The organism is Pseudomonas sp. SDO5271_S396, assembly GCF_054071795.1.
In genome coordinates this window covers 71,527-91,305 of record NZ_JBSVWB010000019.1, presented here as the reverse complement: position 1 = coordinate 91,305, position 19,779 = coordinate 71,527, and the positions used below count along the sequence as shown (strand labels likewise).

Here is a 19,779-nt window from a genome sequence, read left to right as displayed (position 1 = left end):
ATATTGGAACGCTCTACCATGCCGTCTCGAAGAATTGCCCCACTGGCCGGGTTGGCCCTGGGTTTGTTGCTGGACCCGGCATACGCCGACGACACCGTCGAACTGGACACCATCAGCGTCACCACCGACGCTTACGAATCCGCGACAGGCCCGGTCCAGGGCTATCGCGCCACCCGCTCCGCCAGCGCGACAAAAACCGACACCGCCCTTCGTGACATCCCCCAGTCCATCAGCGTGATTCCCGCCACGGTGCTCAAAGACCTGGGCAGCACGAATGTAGAGCGTGCCCTGGAATTTGCCGGCGGCGTGTCCAAACAGAACAACTTCGGCGGCCTGACCCTCTACGAATACAGCGTGCGCGGCTTCACCACCTCGGAGTTCTACCAGGACGGTTTCAGCGCCAATCGCGGCTATCCCAGCACCCCGGACGCAGCCAATATCGAACGCATCGAAGTGCTCAAGGGCCCCGCCGCCAGCCTCTACGGACGTGGCGATCCCGGCGGCACCGTGAACATCGTCACCAAGAAACCCCAGCCCGACGCCTTCGCCACCCTGCAAACCAGTGCCGGCAGTTGGGACCGCTATCGCACCGCCCTGGATGTGAATACGCCCCTGGATGCCGAAGGCCGCGTGCTGTCGCGGGTCAACCTGGCGGTGGAAGACAACCACAGCTTCCGCGATCACGTAGATGCCAAGCGCGTATTCGTCGCGCCGTCCTTCAGCTGGCAACTCGATCCGGACACCAACCTGCTGGTGGAAAGCGAATTCGTACGCCATCGCTCCACTTTCGACCGCGGCATCGTGGATGCCCCCGGACTCTCACGCTCAACCTTCCTCGGCGAGCCCAACGATGGCGACATCGCCAACCACAACAACCGTCTGCAAGCCACCCTTGAGCACCACCTCAACGACGCCTGGAAACTGCGCCTGGCCAGCCACTACAAACAAGGCAGCCTGTGGGGTGACGCCTCGGAAAACCGCGCACTGAATAGCGACGGTCACACCCTCAGCCGCCGCTACCGCGAGCGCTCCACCGGCTGGCACGACAGCATTACCCAGGTGGAACTGCGCGGCCTGTTCGACATCGGCAGTTGGCAGCACGAACTGCTGATCGGCACCGAATACGAGGACTACCGCAAGAAGGAACGGGTAACAGCCATCGCCGGCAGCCCCTACGCCATCGACATCTACAACCCGGTCTACGGCCAACCCAAACCCAACGGCGCCCGCTCCGGCACCGATTTTTACGAGCAGACCAAAAGCCATGCGCTGAACCTGCAAGACCAGATCGTCTTCACCGACCGCCTGCGCGGCATGCTCGGCGCACGCTTCGAGCACTTCGAGCAAAGCACCGACGACTTCACCCGCAACCACGCCAAGAGCCGACAAACCCACGACGCCCTCACCCAGCGCGTCGGCCTGCTCTACCAGCTCACGCCAGAAGTCGGGGTGTTCGCCAACGCCTCCACTTCGTTCAAGCCCAACAACGGGCTGGACGCCGCCGGCAAATCCTTCAAGCCGGAAGAAGGCACGGGCTTTGAAGTGGGGATCAAGAGCGAGCTGTTCGACGACCGTCTCAGCACCACGCTCGCCGCGTTCCATATCGAAAAGGAAAACGTGCTGACCCTCGATCCCGCCACCAATACCAACCGCGCCATCGGCAAGGCGCGCAGCCAAGGCCTGGACCTGCAGTTGACCGGTCAGGTGAGCGATGCAGTGCGGGTGATCGGCGCATTCGCATACATCGACGCCGAAGTCACCAAGGGCGATAAGGCCATCCCCGCCGGCAGCCGGATCCTCGGCGTGGCCAAACGCAGCGCCAGCCTGCTCGGTGTGTATGAGTTCCAGGACGGCGCATTGCGCGGCTCAGACCTGGGCGCTGCGCTGACCTACGTGGGCGATCGCTCCGGTGAAGCCGGCAGCCAATTTGAACTGCCCGCGTATCACACCGTCGACCTGCTCGCCCACTACAAGGCCACCCCGGACATCACCGTGGGCTTGAACCTGAATAATCTGTTCGATGAAAAGTACTACGAGCGCTCCTACAGCAATTACTGGGTCAACCCCGGTGAGCCGCGCAATTTCACCGTCAGCCTGACCCTCAACCTGTAAAAGGACACCCCCATGCGCACCCTCGCCCCCCTGGCCCTGATCGGCCTGCTGTTCGCCACTCAAGCCTCGGCCCACGGCCTGTGGACCGAACAGCGTCGCGGCAATATCGAAGTGATCTACGGCCACGGTGCCGAAGACAATGCCTTCAAGGCCCAGAAAATCAGCGGCGCCTGGGCGTATGACGTCGGCGGCAAGATGGTCCCGGTCACCGTGGAGCGCCTGGCCGACCACGCGCGCCTAAAGCCCCTCAAGTCGCCCGCAGTGCTGGCGGTAGCACTCGACAACGGCATGTGGTCGCAGACTGCGGATAAAAAATGGATCAATCAGGGACGCACCCAGGTGCCGGGAGCGATCGAATCGATACAGACCTTCAAATACAGCCTGGCGATTTATGAGCCGGGGGCCAAACTGCCGGCGTTGAAGCAGATCAAGCTGCTGATCCTGCCGGAAGCCGACCCGCTGACCGTCGGCCCGGGCCAGTCGCTACCGGTACGGGTGCTGCTCAACGGCCAACCGGCCGCCGGCGTCAAGTTGATTGGCGACTACCGCAACGCCCCCAATACCCTGAGCACCGAGACCGACAAGGACGGCCGTGCCCAGGTGGTGGTACGCAATGAAGGGCTGAACGTGATTGCCGCGCAGGTAGAGGTACCGCTCAAGGGCAACGCCGATGTGGCCACCGAGGGGCTGTTCACCTCGCTGACCTTCCTCGGCGAACCCCACCACGAATGACCGAACCCTAACGGTCAGACGGCGCTCGTTCACACAGCGTGTTGAGCGCCGCTGCCCACTGCGGATCATCATTGAGGCACGGCACCAGCACCAACTCCTCACCGCCGGCTTCGCGGAACTGCTCCAGACCCCGATCGCCGATCTCTTCCAGCGTCTCGATGCAATCGGCAACAAACGCCGGGCACATCACCAGCAGCTTTTTCACACCCTCACGGGCCAAGGCATCCAGACGCGCTTCGGTGTAAGGCTCGATCCACTTGGCCCGGCCCAGCCGCGACTGGAAAGCCACCGACCACTTATCCTCCGGCAACCCCATACGGGCGGCAAACGCCCGTGCCACGCTGAAGCATTGCCCGCGATAGCAGGTGGCGCGCACTTCGGGCGACGCGTTCGCGCAGCAATCGGTAGCCCCATCGAAGGTATGTCCCGGGTTGAGTTTTTTCAGGTGCCGCTCCGGCAAACCATGGAAGCTGAACAGCAGGTGATCGTAGTTCTGCTGCAAGTGCGGTTTTGCACTGGCTACCAGCGCGTCGAGGTATTCGGGTTGGTCGTAGAAGGGTTGCAGGGTGGCAAATTGCAGGTCGAGTTTATGGTCGCGCACCACGCGCCGCGCCTCTTCCACCACGGTGGTCACGGTGCTGTCGGCAAACTGCGGGTACAGCGGCGCCAGAGTCACTTTGCGGATGCCCTGACCCGCCAGACGGGTCAGCACGCTTTCGATGGACGGTTCGCCGTAGCGCATGGCCAACTCCACGGGACCTTGGCGCCATTGCGCGGTCATTTGCTGTTGCAAGCGGCGACTGAGCACCACCAGCGGCGAGCCCTCATCCCACCAGATCGAGGCGTAGGCACGCGCCGACTGTTCGGGACGCTTGATCAGGATCAGCGACACCAGCAAGCGTCGCACCGGCCAGGGCAGGTCGATCACATAAGGGTCCATCAGAAACTGATTGAGGTAGCGGCGTACATCAGCCACCGAGGTCGAGGTCGGCGAGCCGAGGTTGATCAGTAACAACGCGTGATCCGTCATGCAACATCCTATCTCTAGAGGCGGCTGGACAAGTCGTCCAAGGCCGCACGCAACTCAATGAACCGGAACGTGAAACCGGCAGCCAGCAAGCGTTCGGGAACCGCCTTCTGGCCGCCCAGCAGTAACCCGGACAGCTCGCCCAACCCCAGCTTCAACGCAAAGGCCGGCATCGGCATGAACGCCGGGCGGTGCAGCACCTGGCCCAACGTCTTGGCAAACTCGCGATTGCGCACCGGGTGCGGCGCGCAGGCATTATAAGGACCACTGGCATCCGCCTTGTGCAGAAGAAAATCAATCAGGGCGATTTGATCATCGATATGCACCCACGGCATCCACTGCCGACCATTGCCGATAGGCCCGCCCAGCGCCAGCTTGAATGGCAACAACAGCCGCGACAAAAAGCCGCCCTGCGCCGCCAGCACCAGGCCGGTACGCACCAACACCACGCGGATACCCAAGGCTTCGGCGCGTTGGGCGGTCTCTTCCCAGGCAATACAGAGCTGGCTTGGGAAATCGTCCAGCACCGGGCCGCTGGCTTCGGTCAATTCACGCTCGCCGCCATCGCCGTACCAGCCTACCGCCGAACCGGAAATCAGCACGGATGGTTTGTGTTCCAGACTCTCAAGCCACGCCAGCACGGTTTCGGTCAAACTGATGCGGCTGCTCCAGAGCAACGCCTTGCGCTTGTGGGTCCAGGGGCGGTCGGCGATGGGCGCACCGGCCAGGTTGACCACCGCATCCACCGGGTCGGTCACTGCTTGCAGATGTTCAACACCGGCCACCTGAGCACCGCAGAGACTGGCCACGGTGTGCGGATGGCGGCTCCATACCGTCAGGCGATGGCCCTGGGCGAGCCAGTGTCGGCAGAGTTGGCGGCCGATCAAGCCAGTACCGCCGGTCAGCAAAATATGCATGGGACCCTCCTCATGTAACGTTCGCCGCCGATCACTGGTCTATTTTATAAGCAGGGATCATTTTGTTACTCGGGCGTCACGCAGGTTTAAGCCTTGAGCTTTAACCATAGGTCACGCCGTAAGAACAGGTAAGCCAAAACTTATACCAAAAAACAATATTGTACAGCTATTGGTGTCGGCGTAGTCTGTACCCAACGGTAAAACGAGGCCTCCCATGACTGTTCCCATCGCGATCATCGGCACCGGCATCGCCGGTCTCTCCGCCGCCCGAGCGTTACGAGACGCGGGGCACGTCGTACAACTCTTCGATAAAAGCCGCGGCAGCGGTGGTCGCATGTCCAGCAAGCGCAGCGATGCCGGCTCACTGGACATGGGCGCCCAGTACTTCACCGCCCGCGACCGGCGCTTCGTCAACGAAGTGCAACGCTGGCAGAGCAACGGCTGGGCCGAACAGTGGAAGCCCCAGCTGTACAACTTCAAATCCGGCCAACTCACCCCCTCCCCCGATGAACAGGTCCGCTGGGTCGGCACACCCCGCATGAGCGCTATCACCCGCGCGCTGCTCGACGACCTGCCCGTGGCGTTCGGCTGCCGCATCACCGAAGTGTTCCAGGGCAAGCAGCACTGGAACCTGCTCGACGCCGACGGCGGCAGTCACGGTCCATTCAGCCACGTCATCATTGCGACGCCCGCGCCCCAGGCTACCGCCCTGCTGGCCGCGGCGCCCAAGCTGGCAAGCGCCGCCGCCGGCGTGAAAATGGAACCGACCTGGGCCATCGCCCTGGCCTTCGACAAACCGCTGGATACCCCGATGCAAGGCTGCTTCGTGCAAGACAGTCCCCTTGACTGGCTGGCGCGCAACCGCAGCAAACCCGGGCGCGACACCACCCTCGACACCTGGGTACTGCACGCCACCAGCGCCTGGAGCAAGGCCCACCTGGACTTGTCGAAAGAAGCCGTGATCGAACACTTGCACGGTGCCTTCGCCGAACTGCTGCACAGCGCCATGCCTGCGCCGTCGTTCAGCCTGGCGCACCGCTGGCTCTACGCACGACCGTCCGCCAGCCATGAGTTCGGCGTGCTGGCCGATGCCGACCTGGGCCTCTACGTGTGTGGCGACTGGTGCCTCTCGGGCCGGGTGGAAGGCGCTTGGCTCAGCGGCCAGGAGGCTGCACGACGCTTGATCGAACACCTTCAATGAACCGCATCAACCCCGCCAAACTGCTGCTGTCGAAGTGGACAGCGGCACGCCCGCAGCATCGGGAAAAACACTTTCTGGTCACCGAACTGTTTCGCGATGACGAAGGCACCGTGCTGGACATCGAGTTGCAAGCCGTCATGACCCGCCGCGCCGAACGCCTGCCCTGGCAAACCCTGCAGAACGCCGAAGACTGGCGCATCGGCTGGAAATAGGCCGCCGGTAAAAAGTTGTACAAAGAATTTGACTTGTACAGCATCAAACCTATGATGAGATCTAGTTGTACAAGCTTGAATTTTGTACAGGAATCTTGCAGAGGTTTGCTTATGTCCGGCACCGTCAAACCAAAAATCGCCGTCAGCGCCTGCTTATTGGGCGAGAACGTGCGCTTCAACGGCGGGCATAAACAATCGCTGTTATGCAGCCAGACGCTGGCTGACTATTTTGACTTCGTGCCATTGTGCCCCGAAGTCGCCATCGGCCTGGGCATCCCGCGCGAGCCGATCCGCCTGATGGGCGACCCTGCACAGCCACAGGCCGTAGGCACCGTGCACCGTGAGTTGAACGTGACCCAGCCACTGGATGACTACGGCCAACAGATGGCCCAGGAACACACCGACCTGTGCGGCTACATCTTTATGCAGAAGTCGCCCTCCTGCGGCCTGGAACGGGTCAAGGTATACCGCGACAACGGCACCCCGGTGGACGGCGGCGGTCGCGGCATCTACGCCCAGGCGTTCTGCGCGCGCCACCCAAACCTGCCGGTGGAAGAAGACGGTCGGTTGCACGACCCGGTATTGCGGGAGAACTTCCTGACCCGTGTTTTCGTGTACGCCAGCTGGCAACAACTGCTGGCGGACGGCCTGAGCCGTCACCGCCTGCTGGCCTTTCATGCGCGCTACAAATACCTGCTGATGGCGCACAGCCCGGCGCATTACAAAAGCCTGGGCCACCGGCTGGGCAGCATGACCCGGGACACCGATCTGGAAACCCTCGCCGCCGGCTACTTCAGCGAGCTGATGAGCGGCCTGAAAAAATGCGCCACCCGAGGCACCCACACCAATGTGCTGCTTCACATCAGCGGCTACCTCAAACAGGCCATCAGCGCCGACGACAAACGGGAAATGCAGACCGTCATCGGCCAATACCGCCACGGCATCGTGCCGCTGGTGGTGCCGCTAACCCTGCTCAAGCACCACTTTCGCCAACACCCGGACCGCTACATCGCACAGCAGGCCTACCTGCAACCGCACCCGGAAAACCTCAGCCTGCGCAATGCGATATAACCCATGAGAAGCATGATGAAACCTGCCCTGCAAGACGAACCCGGCGAAGACATCGCCCAAGCCCTCAAAGAGGGCTGGTTGCCGATTCGCGAAGTGGCGCGTCAAACCGGCGTCAATGCCGTGACCCTGCGCGCCTGGGAACGTCGCTACGGACTGATCGTGCCCCAGCGCACGCCCAAGGGGCACCGGTTGTTCAGTGCCGAGCACGTACAACGCATCCACAGCATCCTGACCTGGCTCAATCGCGGCGTGCCGGTGAGCCAGGTCAAGGGCCTGATCGACTCCGCCCTGAGCGTTCCCGATGCCGTCGAAAGCGAATGGCATACCTTGCGTCAAAACCTGGTGCAGGCCATCAGCGAACTGACCGAGCGCCGGGTCGACGATGCCTTCAACCAGGCCATGGCGCTCTACCCGCCGCGCACCCTGTGTGAGCAACTGTTACTGCCGTTGCTGGAGGAGCTCGAACAGCGCTGGCAGGGCCAGTTCGGCGCGCAGATGGAGCGGGTGTTTTTCCTGTCCTGGTTGCGCAGCAAATTCGGCGCACGCATCTACCACAACAATCGTCAGTTGCACGGCGCGCCGCTGTTGCTGATCAACCATTCCGACCTGCCACTGGAGCCGCATCTGTGGCTGAGCGCCTGGCTCGTCAGCAGTGCCGATTGCCCGGTGGAGGTTTTCGATTGGCCGCTGCCCGCTGGCGAACTGGCCCTGGCGGTGGAGCGCCTGCAACCGCGCGCGGTGCTGCTGTATTCGAGCAAGGCCATGCACCTGCCGACCTTTACCAAATTGCTGGGCGGCGTCGGCTGCCCGCTGTTGATCGTCGGACCAACGGTATGCATCCATCAGGCCGAGTTGACGGTATTAGCCCGTGACCTCCCGGAATTGTTCATGGCCGAGACCCTGTTGTCGGCCCATCAAACCCTGATCCAGCGTGGGCTTATCTAAATGCATCTGATCTGGCTGCGCACCGACCTGCGCCTTCACGACAACACAGCCCTGACCGCCGCCAGTCAGCGCGGCCCGATGGCGGCTGTGTACTTGATCACGCCCGAACAATGGCTGGCCCACGATGATGCACCGTGCAAAGTTGACTTCTGGCTGCGCAACCTGCAAGCCCTCAGCCAAACGCTGGGCGAGTTGAATATCCCGCTGCTGATCCGCACCGCCGCGACCTGGGACCAGGCACCCGATGTACTGAGCGGGTTGTGCCGCGAACTCTCGGTGGAATCGGTGCACGTCAATGAGGAATACGGCATTCATGAAAGCCGTCGCGACGCGGCGGTGACCCTGGCGCTGGAAGCCCAGGGCGTGAGCTTTCACAGCTACCTGGACCAGCTGTTTTTCCAGCCCGGCAGTGTACTGACCAAAACCGGCTCCTACTTCCAGGTGTTCAGCCAGTTCCGCAAGGTGTGCTACACGCGATTGCACAGCAGCTTGCCGCGTCTGGTGACCGCGCCCAAAGCCCAGGCGAGACTCAACCTGAAAAGCGACCCGGTCCCGCAAACCGTCGATGGCTTCGCCCCGCCCAGCGAGGCACTGCGCGCGCTCTGGCCTGCCGGTGAAGAAGAAGCCCGTCGGCGCCTCGACGCTTTCGCCGACCAGCAGATCAGCTACTACAAGGACGAACGGGACTTCCCTGCCAAGCCCGGCACCAGCCAGCTGTCGGCCTACCTTGCCGCAGGCGTGGTGTCGCCACGCCAATGCCTGCACGCCGCATTGCAAACCAACCAGGGCGAGTTCGAAAGCGGCGACCTGGGCGCCGTCACCTGGATCAATGAGCTGTTGTGGCGCGAATTCTACAAACACATTCTGGTGGGCTACCCACGGGTGTCCCGCCACCGCGCGTTTCGCCCCGAGACCGAAGCCGTGGCCTGGCGCAACGCGCCCAAGGACCTGGCCGCCTGGCAGGAAGCGCGCACCGGCCTGCCGATCATCGATGCGGCCATGCGCCAACTGCTGGAGACCGGCTGGATGCACAACCGCCTGCGCATGGTGGTGGCAATGTTCCTGACCAAGAACCTGCTGATCGACTGGCGCGAAGGCGAGCGCTTCTTCATGCGCCACCTGATCGATGGCGATCTGGCGGCCAACAACGGTGGCTGGCAATGGAGTTCGTCCACCGGCACCGACTCGGCGCCGTACTTCCGTATTTTCAGCCCCTTGAGCCAATCGGAAAAATTCGACAGCGAAGGCGTGTTCATCAAGCACTGGCTGCCGGAACTGGCCGCGCTGAACAAGAAGGAAGTGCACAACCCCGAGGCCGTCGGCGGTTTGTTCGGCGTGGCGGATTACCCGCGCGCCATCGTCGATCTGAAAAAATCCCGCGAGCGCGCCCTGGCCGCATTCCGCAGCCTGCCATCGCGCCAAGCCATCGGAGCCGAGCATGAGTGAGTCCACCACGCCTCGTCGTTACTGGCTGACCGGCGCCAGCAGCGGCATCGGCGCCGCACTGGCTATCGAACTGCTCGAGAGCGGCGCCCATGTCGCGGTCAGCTCGCGCACCAAGGCGCCGCTGGAAACCCTGGCGAAACATTACCCGGGAAGAGTGCTGGTCGTGGCGGGCGACCTGACCGACAGCCAGACCGTGCGCGAAATCGGCGAACACATCGCCAGCGCCTGGGGCGCACTGGACACCGTGATCCTCAACGCAGGCACCTGTGAATACGTAGACGCGCGCCAGTTCGACTCGTCGATCATCGAGCATGTGGTGCGCACCAACCTGCTGGCCAGCAGTTACTGCATCGAAGCCGCACTGCCGCTGCTGCGCGCCGGGCACATGCCCCATCTGGTCGGTCTCGCCAGCGCGGTGACCTATCTGCCGATGCCCCGGGCCGAGGCCTATGGCGCGTCCAAAGCCGGTTTGCGTTACCTGTTCGAGTCCCTGCGCATCAGCCTGTCGCCGGAAAACATCGATGTCACGGTGATCAGCCCGGGCTTCGTCGACACCCCGCTGACCCAACGCAATGACTTCCCGATGCCCCTGAGCTGGCCTGCCGACAAGGCCGCGCGGCATATCTTTGCCCAGTTGCAAAAACGCCCGCTGGAAATTGCCTTCCCCGCACTGTTCATCGCCGCGCTGTGGCCGCTGTCGAAACTGCCGAACCGCGCGCAGTTGATCATCGGCAAACGCATGCTGCGCAGTTCGCCACCGAAGAAGGACACGCCGTGAAGATCGCCATCATCGGCAGTGGCATTTCCGGCTTGACCAGCGCCTACCTGCTCAGCCGCCGTCACGACATCACCCTGTTCGAAGCGGGCGAGCGCATCGGCGGGCATACCCATACGGTCAACGTCACTGTCGATGGCAAAAACCATGCGGTGGACACCGGTTTCATCGTGTTCAACGACTGGACCTATCCGCACTTCATGCGCCTGCTGGAGCAGATCGGTGTACGTTTCAAACCCACCGAGATGAGCTTTTCGGTGTGCGACGAAAACACCGGCTTCGAATACAACGGCAATAACCTCAACAGCCTGTTCGCACAACGGCGCAACCTGCTGTCGCCGGGTTTCTGGGGCATGTTGCGCGACATCCTGCGGTTCAACCGCGAGGCTCCCCTGGACCTGGAGCAACAGCGCATCGACGCCGACATGACCTTGGGCAACTACCTTGAGGCAAAAGGCTACGGCCCGCGATTCACCCTGCATTACATCATGCCGATGGGTGCGGCGATCTGGTCGATGTCCTTGGTGGACATGCTGAAGTTTCCGCTGCAGTTCTTTGTGCGGTTCTTCAAGAACCACGGCTTGCTCTCAGTGAACAATCGGCCGCAGTGGTGCGTGATCGAGGGCGGCTCCAGTCAGTACATCGAGCCTCTGACCCGCGGTTTTCACAAACAGATACGCTTGAATTGCCCTGTGCATCTGGTCGATCGCGATGCACAGGGCGTGCTTGTCCACAGCGCTGCCGGAACCGAAGCCTTCGACAAGGTCATCTTCGCCTGCCACAGCGACCAGGCCCTGGCGTTGCTCGCCGACCCCAGCCAGGCCGAACAGGACATTCTCGGCGCCCTGCCCTACGCCGACAACGACGTGGTGCTGCACACCGATACGCGCCTGTTGCCCGCACGCAAACTGGCCTGGGCCAGCTGGAATTATCGCCTGAACAGCCATACGCAAAGTCGCGCGGCGGTGACGTATGACATGAACATTCTGCAAGGCATCCACAGCGCCACGACCTTTTGCGTCAGCCTCAACCAGACGCCCCTGATCGACCCGCAGAAAGTCCTCTCCCGGCATACCTATGCCCATCCGCAATACAGCCTCGCGGCGGTGGCCGCCCAACAGCGCTGGGAAGAGTTGTTCGGCACACGCCATACCTTTTATTGCGGCGCCTACTGGGCCAACGGTTTTCACGAAGACGGCGTCACCAGCGCGTTGCGCGTGGCTGGAGCCTTTGGAGAGCACTTGTGAACAGTGCCCTGTACAGCGGCTGGATCGCCCATCGCCGGTTTGCGCCCAAGGCCCATGCCTTTCGCTACCGCATCGGCCTGCTGTACCTGGATTTGAGCGAAGAACACGAAGTGCTCGGGCTTTCGCCCCTGGCCGGGCGCAGTTGGCTGGCCCCCTTCGGTTTTCGTCAGCAGGATTACCTGCGTGAATGGACGCGCAGCGGCATGAGCTTGATTGATGCCGTGCGCCAGGAAGTCGGCAAGGCACTGGGGCATACGCCCCGGGGCGTAATCTGCCTACTGACCCAGGCCCGCAGTTGGGGCCTGGCTTTTAACCCTGTGAGTTTCTTCTACTGCTTCGAGGCCGACGGACGATTGGCCGCGATCCTGTGTGAAGTGACAAACACCCCATGGCGCGAGCGCTACCACTACGTGTTGCCGGCCATGGCCCTCGACTTGGGTGAGCATCAGCATTTTGCCGTGGCCAAGGCGTTTCATGTGTCACCGTTTTTGCCCCGCGACCTGGAATACCGTATGAGTTTCAGCGCGCCCGCCGCCCGGCTGGGCGTGCACATGGCCGACTGGCAAGGCACGCAAAAAGTCTTCGACGCCACCCTCAGTCTGCAAAGGGAAGCGCTGAACCGCGCCAGCCTGCATCGCTATCTCCTGCGCTTTCCGTGGATGACCGCCAAGACCGGTCTTGCGATCTACTGGCAAGCCCTGCGCCTGTTGCTCAAACGCACACCGATTTTTCCCCATCAGGCCGCCGATGGCGGCTCTCGTACCGCTGTCGGGTCTTCCAAGGATCGCCGCCATGAAATCCCCTAGCTTATCGGTCAAACCCCATCGTCTGAACGTCAACGGCGTGACCTGCGCCCTGCTGCGCAAGGCGGTGCTGCGCCAGCTCGGCCAACTGCGTCACGGCCAACTGGTGCTGATCGAGGAGGGCGAGCGTCAAGTGTTCGGCGCCCGGGAATCCAGCCTGCTGGGCGAGATCCAGGTTCTTGACCCGGCGGTGTGGGGCCTGGTCGCGGCCAACGGCTCCATCGGTGCGGGCGAGGCGTTCATCCACGGTTACTGGAGCAGCCCGGACCTGACGGCGGTGGTGCGCGTGATGGTCAGCAACCTGGAAGTGCTCGACGCGATGGAAAGTGGCCTGGCTCGGCTGGCACGCCCGTTCACCCAGGCGCTGCATTGGCTCAACCGCAACACGCGCAAGGGCTCGCAGAAAAACATCGCGGCCCATTACGACCTGGGCAATGAGCTATTCGAAGCGTTTCTGGACCCGACCATGATGTATTCGGCGGCGCAGTTCCTGTCGCCCGATGACAGCCTGGAACAGGCACAACTGAACAAGCTGGAGCGCATCTGCCAGAAGCTGTCGCTCAAACCCACCGACCACTTGCTGGAGATCGGCACCGGCTGGGGCAGCATGGCATTGTATGCAGCGCAGCATTACGGGTGCGCGGTCACCACCACGACCCTGTCCAAAGAACAGTTCGCCTACACCACGAAACGCGTCGAAGCCTTGGGCTTGCAGGCACAGGTAACGGTACTGTTGCAGGACTACCGCGACCTGACCGGCCAGTACGACAAGCTGGTGTCCATCGAGATGGTCGAGGCGGTCGGCCATCGTTTCCTGCCGACCTACTTCAAACAGTGCGCGCACCTGCTCAAGCGCGACGGCCTGATGTTGCTGCAAGCCATCACCATTCGCGAACAACGTTTCGAGCAGGCCAGGCGCAGCGTCGACTTCATCCAGCGCTATATTTTCCCCGGCGGCGCCCTGCCCTGTGTGCAGAACATGTTGCAGATCGTCAGCCGCGACACCGACATGAACCTGCTGCACATGGAAGATTTCGGCCTGCACTACGCCCGCACGCTGCGCCTGTGGCACGAGAACTTTCGCCGCGCCCACGTTCGCTTGGGGGAGTTGGGCTACGACGAGTATTTCCTGCGGCTGTGGGAGTTTTACCTGTGCTACTGCGAAGGCGGCTTCATGGAGCGCACTATCGGCACCGCGCAATTGCTGCTGGCCAAGCCCTCGGCGATCAACCCGCCACTGCTCGGGCGCTTCGATGCCTGACCGGCAGCGCAGCCCAAGCGACCAGCGGCGCTGCTTTAACTTGCAGCTTGCGGCCTAAAGCTGGAAGCTGCGCGCCATGCTCAAGATCCCCCACACCCAGATCGCCGAACCCGCCGTCACCTGCTCGACATGCGCGGCCTGCTGCTGCCAGCTGGAAGTCATGTTGATCACCGACACCGGCGTGCCGCAGCGCTATATCGATACCGACGATTGGGGCGGCGAAGTGATGCTGCGTCTGGATGATGGTTGGTGCGCGGCCCTGGACCGGGACACCATGAGGTGCACGATCTACGCGCTGCGACCGCTGATTTGCAGGGAATTCGAAATGGGCGCGCCGGAGTGCCTGGAGGAACGCCAGGGTATTGCAACGGCGTATCGCTGATCGCGAGCGACTGTCTTGGCAGACTCTCTGCTCGCCATGCCGCCGTCTTCGCAGGCAAGCCAGCTCCCACATTGGAGCTACATGGTTGGCCAGAAAGCGCCCGCCACAATGGCCCTGCCGGCAGAATTTTCCCTGACACCGCCCCCCCCTGTGGGAGCCGGCTTGCCTGCGATAGCCTCACCTCGGCCTCGCCAGTTCAAGCCGGCTCCTGCAGGGATTGGCGTATTTACAGCGGCAAGGTGTAGTGCAGCGAGTAGCTCTCTACCCCATCGTTGTTGCTGCTGATGCCCGCGTTGGAATAGTGCGTGGCGCGAATGCCCACTTCATGCCCGCCGGCAAAGCGCAGGCCGAAACCCAGGCGGTCTTCGAACTGGAAAGCCTGGCCGATGTTGTTGTCTTCGACCCGCGTGCGCGAGAACACTGCCACACCGATCCCCGCCTCGATGTAGGGTTTGACCGATTGCCCGGCGAACTCATACACAAACACCGGCGAGAACGACAGGCTGCTGACGCTGGCGCGCTTGTCACCGTCCCAATAGGTGTAGGCGCCGCTCCAGTAGCCGGTCAAACGACCCGTATCGCTTTGCCACCAACTTTTATCCCAGTCCGATGTCAGCCCCAGCCGATAAGTCATGGTCGAATCACTGGTACTCCCCACCCCCAACTCCAGGCCGGCGGCCTGCGCCGAAACCGAGTGTCCCACTACTACGGCCGCAATCGCGGCCAAACAGAACAAGCGCTTCATAAGAAACAATCCTTTGAGAACGACGTTTTATGGTTTTGTGCTGACTATCTCGCTATAGAAGCTGGCGTGCAGACAGAAGTTCCAGCTTACAACCCCGGTATTTCACGAATTTTTCACGCTCGAAAGCTTCGCACAACGCCGGGATATTTCCATAGAGTCGGTAGGATATTTCTTAGATGATCCGCATCACCGCTGGTCCAGAACTGTGCAGATCCGGAGGGGCCGCTGGCCAGCAGGTCACGCTCGCCCAGCAGGCGCTTGAGCTGACGGGCCACCGCCGCGCCGGTGTCGATCAGGATGATGTTGGGGGGCAGCATTTGCGCCAGTAGTGGCTTTAGGAAAGGGTAGTGGGTGCAGCCGAGGATGATGGTGTCGCAGCCGGCGCCAAGCAGCGGCTCGATATAGCCTTGCAACAGCTGACGCAGGGCGGGGCTGTTCAGATCGCCGGTTTCAATCAGTTCCACCAGGCCCGGACAGGGCTGGGTGACGACCTTCACGTCGGTGGCAAAGCGGTCGAGCAGCGCAGCGAACTTGGCGCTTTGCAAGGTGCCAGTGGTGGCCAACACGCCGACCACACCACTGCGAGTCGCCGCGGCTGCGGGTTTGACCGCAGGCTCCATGCCCACCAAGGGCCAATCAGGATAATCCTGACGCAGGTCGGCGACGGCAGCGACCGTCGCCGTGTTGCAGGCGATCACGAACGCCTTGGCGCCCTGCCCACGGAAAAACTCGGCGACCCGTCGCGAGCGTTCGAGAATGAACGCCGGGGTTTTCTCTCCATAGGGGATGTGCCCGCAATCGGCCACGTACAGCAATGATTCATGGGGCAGCAATTGCTGGATTTCATCCAGCACCGACAAGCCACCGATGCCGGAATCGAACACGCCGATGGGCGCGTCCTTAAGCATGTTGGCTCCCGCAGACACTGCAAGCCGGATCACGCTTGACGCGCAACTCGCGAAAGCGCGTGTTCAGCGCATCGACCAACAGCAGGCGGCCCACCAGCGGCTCGCCAAAACCGGCCAGCAACTTCAGGGCCTCCAGGGCTTGCAGGCTGCCGACCACGCCCACCAACGGGCCGACCACACCGGCTTCGCTGCAAGTCAGTTCGGTGTCGCTGCCGTGCCCGTATAAACAGTGGTAGCACGGGCTCTCGGCACGACGCGGGTCGAACACCGACAACTGCCCTTCCAGGCGAATCGCCGCGCCGCTGACCAACGGTTTGCCGGCGGCGACGCACGCAGCGTTGACGGCTTCGCGGGTGGAGAAGTTGTCGCTGCAATCGAGCACCACGTCCACCGCCGCCACGGCTGCCGCGAGGGAATCGGCATCCAGGGCGCGGCGATGGGCAACCAGGCTGATCTCGGGGTTGATGGCGCCGAGTCGACGCAGGGCCGAGTCGACCTTGGTCTGCCCGACGCTGTCGGTGTCATGGATGATCTGGCGTTGCAGGTTGGTCAGGTCGACGGTGTCAAAGTCCGCCAGGTGCAACTCGCCCACACCGGCAGCGGCCAGGTACAACGCCACCGGCGCGCCCAGGCCACCCAGGCCGATGATCAGCGCTCGAGCGTTTTTGAGGCGCAATTGGCCGTCGATGTCGACATGCTGCAACAGAATCTGCCGGCTATAGCGCAACAGCTCCTGATCGGTCAGCACGGGTGGCGTCCCAAGGTGATGCGTTCGTGGCCGCCGAGGTCGATACGGCTGTGGACCTCTTCAAAACCCCGGCTCAGCATCAGGTCCCGTACTGCCGGGGCCTGGGCGTAACCGTGTTCCAGCAACAGCCAACCGCCCGCCGCCAGGTGGGCCGGGGCCTGCTGGACGATCAGGCGCAGGTCGTCCAGCCCATCGTGGCCGGCTACCAGCGCACTGGCCGGTTCGAAACGCACATCGCCCGCCACCAGGTGCGGGTCATTGTCGGCAATGTAAGGCGGGTTGCTGATGATCAAGTCGTAGGTGCGGCCTTGCAGAGCGCTGAACCAGTGGCTGTTCAGCACCGTCGCATTGTTGAGGTGCAAGCGCTGGCGGTTGCGCTCGGCCAGGGCCACGGCTTCCAGCACACGGTCGACCGCCGTCACCTGCCAGGCCGGACGCTCGCTGGCCAGGGCCAGGGCAATCGCACCACTGCCGGTGCCCAGGTCGAGCACCCGGGTGGGCGTGGCCGGCAACAACTCCAGCGCGGCTTCCACCAGCAGTTCGGTGTCCGGACGCGGGATCAGGGTGTGCGGTGCGACCTCCAGGTCCAGTTTCCAGAAGCCCTGCTGGCCGAGAATATAAGCCACGGGCTCGCCGCCACGACGGCGTTGCAGGTAGTCGGCAAAGGTCAGGGCGTGCTCGGTGCTGACGATTTTTTCCGGCCAGGTGTGCAGATAGCTGCGTGACTTGCCCAGGGCGGCGGCCAGCAACAACTCCGCATCCAGACGCGCAGTGGGCGAGTCGGGCAGGTCGGCGGCGCGCAGCAGGCTGGCGATGATGGTCATTTATTCACCTGTTTATTCACCGATCGCTGCCAGTTGGTCAGCCTGGTATTCGGCGAGTAACGGCTCGATCACCGCCTCGACGCCACCGGCAAGAATCTCGTCCAGGGAATAAAGGGTGAGGTTGACCCGATGATCGGTGACCCGCCCCTGGGCATAGTTATAGGTGCGAATGCGCTCGGAGCGATCGCCCGAGCCCACCAGCAATTTACGCTCGCTGGCAATCGCATTGGCGGCGGCGCTGGTCTGCTGGTCGTTGAGCTTGGCCGACAGCCAGGACATGGCCCGGGCCCGGTTCTTGTGCTGGGAGCGCTCTTCCTGGCACTCCACCACGATGCCCGATGGCAAGTGGGTGATGCGGATCGCGGAGTCGGTCTTGTTGACGTGCTGACCACCGGCACCCGACGAGCGGTAGGTATCGATGCGCAGGTCCGCCGGGTTGATTTCGATGGCTTCCTGTTCGTCCGGCTCGGGCAATACCGCCACGGTGCAGGCGGAAGTATGGATACGGCCCTGGGATTCCGTCGCCGGCACCCGTTGCACGCGGTGCGCGCCGGACTCGAACTTGAGCTTGCCGTACACGTTGTCGCCTTCCACCCGGGCGATGACTTCTTTAAAGCCGCCGTGTTCGCCCTCGCTTTCGGACAGGATCTCCACCCGCCAGCCACGACGTTCGGCATAACGCGAGTACATGCGGAACAGGTCGCCGGAGAAAATCGCCGCTTCATCGCCGCCGGTACCGGCGCGAATTTCGAGGAACACGTTGCGCCCGTCGTTGGGGTCCTTGGGCAGCAGCATGCGTTGCAGGTCGCCTTCGAGCTCGGCGAGTTTTTCCTTGGCTTCGCGGGCCTCTTCCACGGCCATTTCCCGCATGTCAGGGTCGCTGTCCTTGAGCAACGCCTGGGCACCCTCTAGATCTGCCTGCACTTTCAGCAGGTTTTTATACGCGGCCACGACAGGCTCAACTTCGGCGTATTCCTTGGAGTAGGCGCGGAACTTGGTCTGATCGGAGATGACCTCGCCATCGCCGAGCAAGGCGGTCAGTTCTTCGAAACGGTCCTGGAGCACGTCCAGTTTATTGAGCAGTGACGCTTTCATTGCGGTTTTTTATCCGAAGAGCTGTCTGACGCGCCCTCACCGAGGGCAAAGAGTTCCTGGGCCATGGCCAGCGCATCGAGGCGGCCTTCGGCGGTAAGCTTTTTCAACTGCACGCTGGGCGCGTGGAGCAATTTGTTGGTCAGGCCACGGGCCAATTGCATCAGCACCTCCTCGGCACTGCTGCCATTGGCGAGCAGGCGCTGGGCCTTGAGCAGTTCTTCGTCGCGCAGGCGTTCACCTTGCTGACGGTAGGCCTTGAGCACGTCGACGGCGGCCAGTTCACGCAGGCGCACCATGAAGTCTTCGGCGCCGGTGCTGACCATTTCCTCGGCGGCCTGGGCAGCGCCCTGACGGCTCTTGAGGTTTTCGGCGACCACCTCGTGCAAATCATCGACGCTGTAGAGATAAACGTCGTCCAACTCGCCGACTTCTGGCTCGATATCCCGGGGAACGGCGATATCCACCATGAAAATCGGCTTGTGCTTGCGCAGCTTCAAGGCGCTTTCCACCGCGCCCTTGCCCAGGATCGGCAACTGGCTGGCGGTGGAGCTGATCACGATATCGCTGCGCACCAGTTCAGCCGGGATGTCGGCCAGCAATACCGCATGGGCACCGAACTCTTCGGCAAGGATGCTTGCGCGCTCCAGCGTGCGGTTGGCCACCACGATACGCTTCACGCCCAGGTCGTGCAGGTGACGGGCGACCAGGGTGATGGTCTCACCGGCGCCGATCAGCAGGGCCTGGCTGCGCTGCAAGTCGCTGAAAATCTGTTTGGCCAGGCTGACGGCGGCAAAGGCCACCGACACCGGGTTCTCGCCGATGGCCGTGTCGGTGCGCACCTGCTTGGCCGAATTGAACGTGGCCTGGAACAGGCGCCCCAACAGCGGGCCGACGGTGCCGGCCTCGCGGGCCACGGCGTAGGCGGACTTCATCTGGCCGAGGATCTGCGGCTCACCCAGCACCAGCGAATCCAGCCCGGCCGCCACACGCATCATGTGACGAACTGCCGCATCCTCTTCGTGCACATAAGCGCTCGCGCGCAGGTCATCGAGGCTCAAATGGTGATAATCGGCCAGCCAGCGCAGCACCACATCCGCCGAAAGATGCTCCTGCTCTATATAGAGTTCGCTGCGATTGCAGGTCGAAAGGATCGCGGCTTCGCGGCTGTCGGTCAGCCGGCAGAGCTGCTGCAAGGCCTCAACCAACTGCTCTGGCGTGAACGCCACGCGCTCGCGCACGTCTACGGAAGCAGTCTTGTGGTTAATACCGAGTGCGAGAAAGGCCATTCAATATCGCTGATGATGTCGGGAAGCCGACAATTGTCCTAC

At 62.6% G+C, this 19,779-nt stretch carries 20 protein-coding genes; 12 read left to right on the top strand and 8 right to left on the bottom strand.

Going from position 1 to position 19,779, the window contains the following annotated elements; genetic code table 11:
* Window positions 1–18 precede the first annotated feature (18 nt).
* Window positions 19–2,112, top strand: coding sequence for a TonB-dependent siderophore receptor (locus ACW9IN_RS15310; RefSeq protein WP_457366677.1), 2,094 nt, complete (start codon window positions 19–21; stop codon window positions 2,110–2,112).
* A gap of 12 nt (window positions 2,113–2,124) precedes the next feature.
* Window positions 2,125–2,844, top strand: coding sequence for a DUF4198 domain-containing protein (locus ACW9IN_RS15305; RefSeq protein WP_457366676.1), 720 nt, complete (start codon window positions 2,125–2,127; stop codon window positions 2,842–2,844).
* Window positions 2,845–2,851: 7 nt separating this feature from the next.
* On the opposite strand, the gene hemH is transcribed toward ACW9IN_RS15305, so the two are convergent.
* Window positions 2,852–3,874, bottom strand: coding sequence for a ferrochelatase (gene hemH, locus ACW9IN_RS15300; RefSeq protein ID WP_457366675.1), 1,023 nt, complete (start codon window positions 3,872–3,874; stop codon window positions 2,852–2,854).
* A gap of 14 nt (window positions 3,875–3,888) precedes the next feature.
* Complete coding sequence (locus tag ACW9IN_RS15295; RefSeq protein ID WP_457366674.1) at window positions 3,889–4,788, bottom strand: TIGR01777 family oxidoreductase; 900 nt, start codon at window positions 4,786–4,788, stop codon at window positions 3,889–3,891.
* 214 nt (window positions 4,789–5,002) lie between these two features.
* Between ACW9IN_RS15295 and ACW9IN_RS15290 the strand changes: the two genes are divergently transcribed.
* From ACW9IN_RS15290 to ACW9IN_RS15245, 10 genes are all read left to right on the top strand, one after another.
* Window positions 5,003–5,989 (top strand): NAD(P)/FAD-dependent oxidoreductase, encoded by a 987-nt coding sequence (locus ACW9IN_RS15290; protein ID WP_457366673.1) that lies wholly within the window; start codon window positions 5,003–5,005, stop codon window positions 5,987–5,989.
* Window positions 5,986–6,201 carry a TIGR02450 family Trp-rich protein gene (locus ACW9IN_RS15285; protein ID WP_457366672.1) on the top strand — a complete coding sequence of 72 codons (216 nt, stop codon included), beginning with the start codon at window positions 5,986–5,988 and terminating at the stop codon, window positions 6,199–6,201. The genes ACW9IN_RS15290 and ACW9IN_RS15285 overlap by 4 nt, the downstream gene beginning before the upstream one ends.
* A gap of 111 nt (window positions 6,202–6,312) precedes the next feature.
* Window positions 6,313–7,272 carry a YbgA family protein gene (locus ACW9IN_RS15280; protein WP_457366671.1) on the top strand — a complete coding sequence of 320 codons (960 nt, stop codon included), beginning with the start codon at window positions 6,313–6,315 and terminating at the stop codon, window positions 7,270–7,272.
* 15 nt (window positions 7,273–7,287) lie between these two features.
* Window positions 7,288–8,217, top strand: a complete 930-nt coding sequence (locus ACW9IN_RS15275; RefSeq protein WP_457366687.1) for a MerR family transcriptional regulator — start codon at window positions 7,288–7,290, stop codon at window positions 8,215–8,217.
* Complete coding sequence (gene phrB, locus ACW9IN_RS15270; protein ID WP_457366670.1) at window positions 8,218–9,663, top strand: deoxyribodipyrimidine photo-lyase; 1,446 nt, start codon at window positions 8,218–8,220, stop codon at window positions 9,661–9,663.
* A complete protein-coding gene (locus ACW9IN_RS15265) occupies window positions 9,656–10,441 on the top strand; it encodes an SDR family NAD(P)-dependent oxidoreductase (RefSeq protein ID WP_457366669.1) in 786 nt (261 codons plus the stop codon). The genes phrB and ACW9IN_RS15265 overlap by 8 nt, the downstream gene beginning before the upstream one ends.
* Window positions 10,438–11,685 carry an NAD(P)/FAD-dependent oxidoreductase gene (locus ACW9IN_RS15260; RefSeq protein WP_457366668.1) on the top strand — a complete coding sequence of 416 codons (1,248 nt, stop codon included), beginning with the start codon at window positions 10,438–10,440 and terminating at the stop codon, window positions 11,683–11,685. The genes ACW9IN_RS15265 and ACW9IN_RS15260 overlap by 4 nt, the downstream gene beginning before the upstream one ends.
* The gene (locus ACW9IN_RS15255; RefSeq protein WP_457366667.1) at window positions 11,682–12,491 is read left to right on the top strand and encodes a DUF1365 domain-containing protein; all 810 of its coding nucleotides are present in this window, start codon (window positions 11,682–11,684) and stop codon (window positions 12,489–12,491) included. The genes ACW9IN_RS15260 and ACW9IN_RS15255 overlap by 4 nt, the downstream gene beginning before the upstream one ends.
* Window positions 12,478–13,749 (top strand): class I SAM-dependent methyltransferase, encoded by a 1,272-nt coding sequence (locus ACW9IN_RS15250; protein WP_457366666.1) that lies wholly within the window; start codon window positions 12,478–12,480, stop codon window positions 13,747–13,749. Before ACW9IN_RS15255 ends, ACW9IN_RS15250 begins: the two co-directional genes overlap by 14 nt.
* A 76-nt stretch (window positions 13,750–13,825) precedes the next feature.
* Window positions 13,826–14,131, top strand: a complete 306-nt coding sequence (locus ACW9IN_RS15245) for a YkgJ family cysteine cluster protein (protein ID WP_457366665.1) — start codon at window positions 13,826–13,828, stop codon at window positions 14,129–14,131.
* A gap of 226 nt (window positions 14,132–14,357) precedes the next feature.
* On the opposite strand, the gene ACW9IN_RS15240 is transcribed toward ACW9IN_RS15245, so the two are convergent.
* The 6 genes from ACW9IN_RS15240 to hemA all read right to left on the bottom strand — a co-directional run bounded on the left by ACW9IN_RS15240 (window position 14,358) and on the right by hemA (window position 19,737).
* A complete protein-coding gene (locus ACW9IN_RS15240) occupies window positions 14,358–14,876 on the bottom strand; it encodes an acyloxyacyl hydrolase (RefSeq protein WP_457366664.1) in 519 nt (172 codons plus the stop codon).
* A gap of 113 nt (window positions 14,877–14,989) precedes the next feature.
* On the bottom strand, window positions 14,990–15,784 hold the full coding sequence (gene murI / locus ACW9IN_RS15235) for a glutamate racemase (protein WP_457366663.1): 795 nt from the start codon (window positions 15,782–15,784) through the stop codon (window positions 14,990–14,992).
* Entirely contained in the window at window positions 15,777–16,532 is a 756-nt protein-coding gene (gene moeB / locus ACW9IN_RS15230) for a molybdopterin-synthase adenylyltransferase MoeB (RefSeq protein WP_457366662.1), read from the bottom strand. Before moeB ends, murI begins: the two co-directional genes overlap by 8 nt.
* On the bottom strand, window positions 16,526–17,356 hold the full coding sequence (gene prmC, locus ACW9IN_RS15225; RefSeq protein WP_457366661.1) for a peptide chain release factor N(5)-glutamine methyltransferase: 831 nt from the start codon (window positions 17,354–17,356) through the stop codon (window positions 16,526–16,528). Before prmC ends, moeB begins: the two co-directional genes overlap by 7 nt.
* A gap of 12 nt (window positions 17,357–17,368) precedes the next feature.
* Complete coding sequence (gene prfA / locus ACW9IN_RS15220) at window positions 17,369–18,451, bottom strand: peptide chain release factor 1 (RefSeq protein ID WP_457366660.1); 1,083 nt, start codon at window positions 18,449–18,451, stop codon at window positions 17,369–17,371.
* The gene (gene hemA, locus ACW9IN_RS15215) at window positions 18,448–19,737 is read right to left on the bottom strand and encodes a glutamyl-tRNA reductase (protein WP_457366659.1); all 1,290 of its coding nucleotides are present in this window, start codon (window positions 19,735–19,737) and stop codon (window positions 18,448–18,450) included. Before hemA ends, prfA begins: the two co-directional genes overlap by 4 nt.
* Between the last annotated feature and the right edge of the window lie 42 nt (window positions 19,738–19,779).

Excerpts from the sequence above, each read along its gene's own strand:
- ACW9IN_RS15310 (WP_457366677.1), top strand. The coding sequence starts at position 19 with ATGCCGTCTCGAAGAATTGCCCCACTGGCCGGGTTGGCCCTGGGTTTG.
- ACW9IN_RS15305 (WP_457366676.1), top strand. The coding sequence starts at position 2,125 with ATGCGCACCCTCGCCCCCCTGGCCCTGATCGGCCTGCTGTTCGCCACT.
- hemH (WP_457366675.1), bottom strand. The coding sequence starts at position 3,874 with ATGACGGATCACGCGTTGTTACTGATCAACCTCGGCTCGCCGACCTCG.
- ACW9IN_RS15295 (WP_457366674.1), bottom strand. The coding sequence starts at position 4,788 with ATGCATATTTTGCTGACCGGCGGTACTGGCTTGATCGGCCGCCAACTC.
- ACW9IN_RS15290 (WP_457366673.1), top strand. The coding sequence starts at position 5,003 with ATGACTGTTCCCATCGCGATCATCGGCACCGGCATCGCCGGTCTCTCC.
- ACW9IN_RS15285 (WP_457366672.1), top strand. The coding sequence starts at position 5,986 with ATGAACCGCATCAACCCCGCCAAACTGCTGCTGTCGAAGTGGACAGCG.
- ACW9IN_RS15280 (WP_457366671.1), top strand. The coding sequence starts at position 6,313 with ATGTCCGGCACCGTCAAACCAAAAATCGCCGTCAGCGCCTGCTTATTG.
- ACW9IN_RS15275 (WP_457366687.1), top strand. The coding sequence starts at position 7,288 with ATGAAACCTGCCCTGCAAGACGAACCCGGCGAAGACATCGCCCAAGCC.
- phrB (WP_457366670.1), top strand. The coding sequence starts at position 8,218 with ATGCATCTGATCTGGCTGCGCACCGACCTGCGCCTTCACGACAACACA.
- ACW9IN_RS15265 (WP_457366669.1), top strand. The coding sequence starts at position 9,656 with ATGAGTGAGTCCACCACGCCTCGTCGTTACTGGCTGACCGGCGCCAGC.
- ACW9IN_RS15250 (WP_457366666.1), top strand. The coding sequence starts at position 12,478 with ATGAAATCCCCTAGCTTATCGGTCAAACCCCATCGTCTGAACGTCAAC.
- ACW9IN_RS15245 (WP_457366665.1), top strand. The coding sequence starts at position 13,826 with ATGCTCAAGATCCCCCACACCCAGATCGCCGAACCCGCCGTCACCTGC.
- ACW9IN_RS15240 (WP_457366664.1), bottom strand. The coding sequence starts at position 14,876 with ATGAAGCGCTTGTTCTGTTTGGCCGCGATTGCGGCCGTAGTAGTGGGA.
- murI (WP_457366663.1), bottom strand. The coding sequence starts at position 15,784 with ATGCTTAAGGACGCGCCCATCGGCGTGTTCGATTCCGGCATCGGTGGC.
- prmC (WP_457366661.1), bottom strand. The coding sequence starts at position 17,356 with ATGACCATCATCGCCAGCCTGCTGCGCGCCGCCGACCTGCCCGACTCG.
- prfA (WP_457366660.1), bottom strand. The coding sequence starts at position 18,451 with ATGAAAGCGTCACTGCTCAATAAACTGGACGTGCTCCAGGACCGTTTC.
- hemA (WP_457366659.1), bottom strand. The coding sequence starts at position 19,737 with ATGGCCTTTCTCGCACTCGGTATTAACCACAAGACTGCTTCCGTAGAC.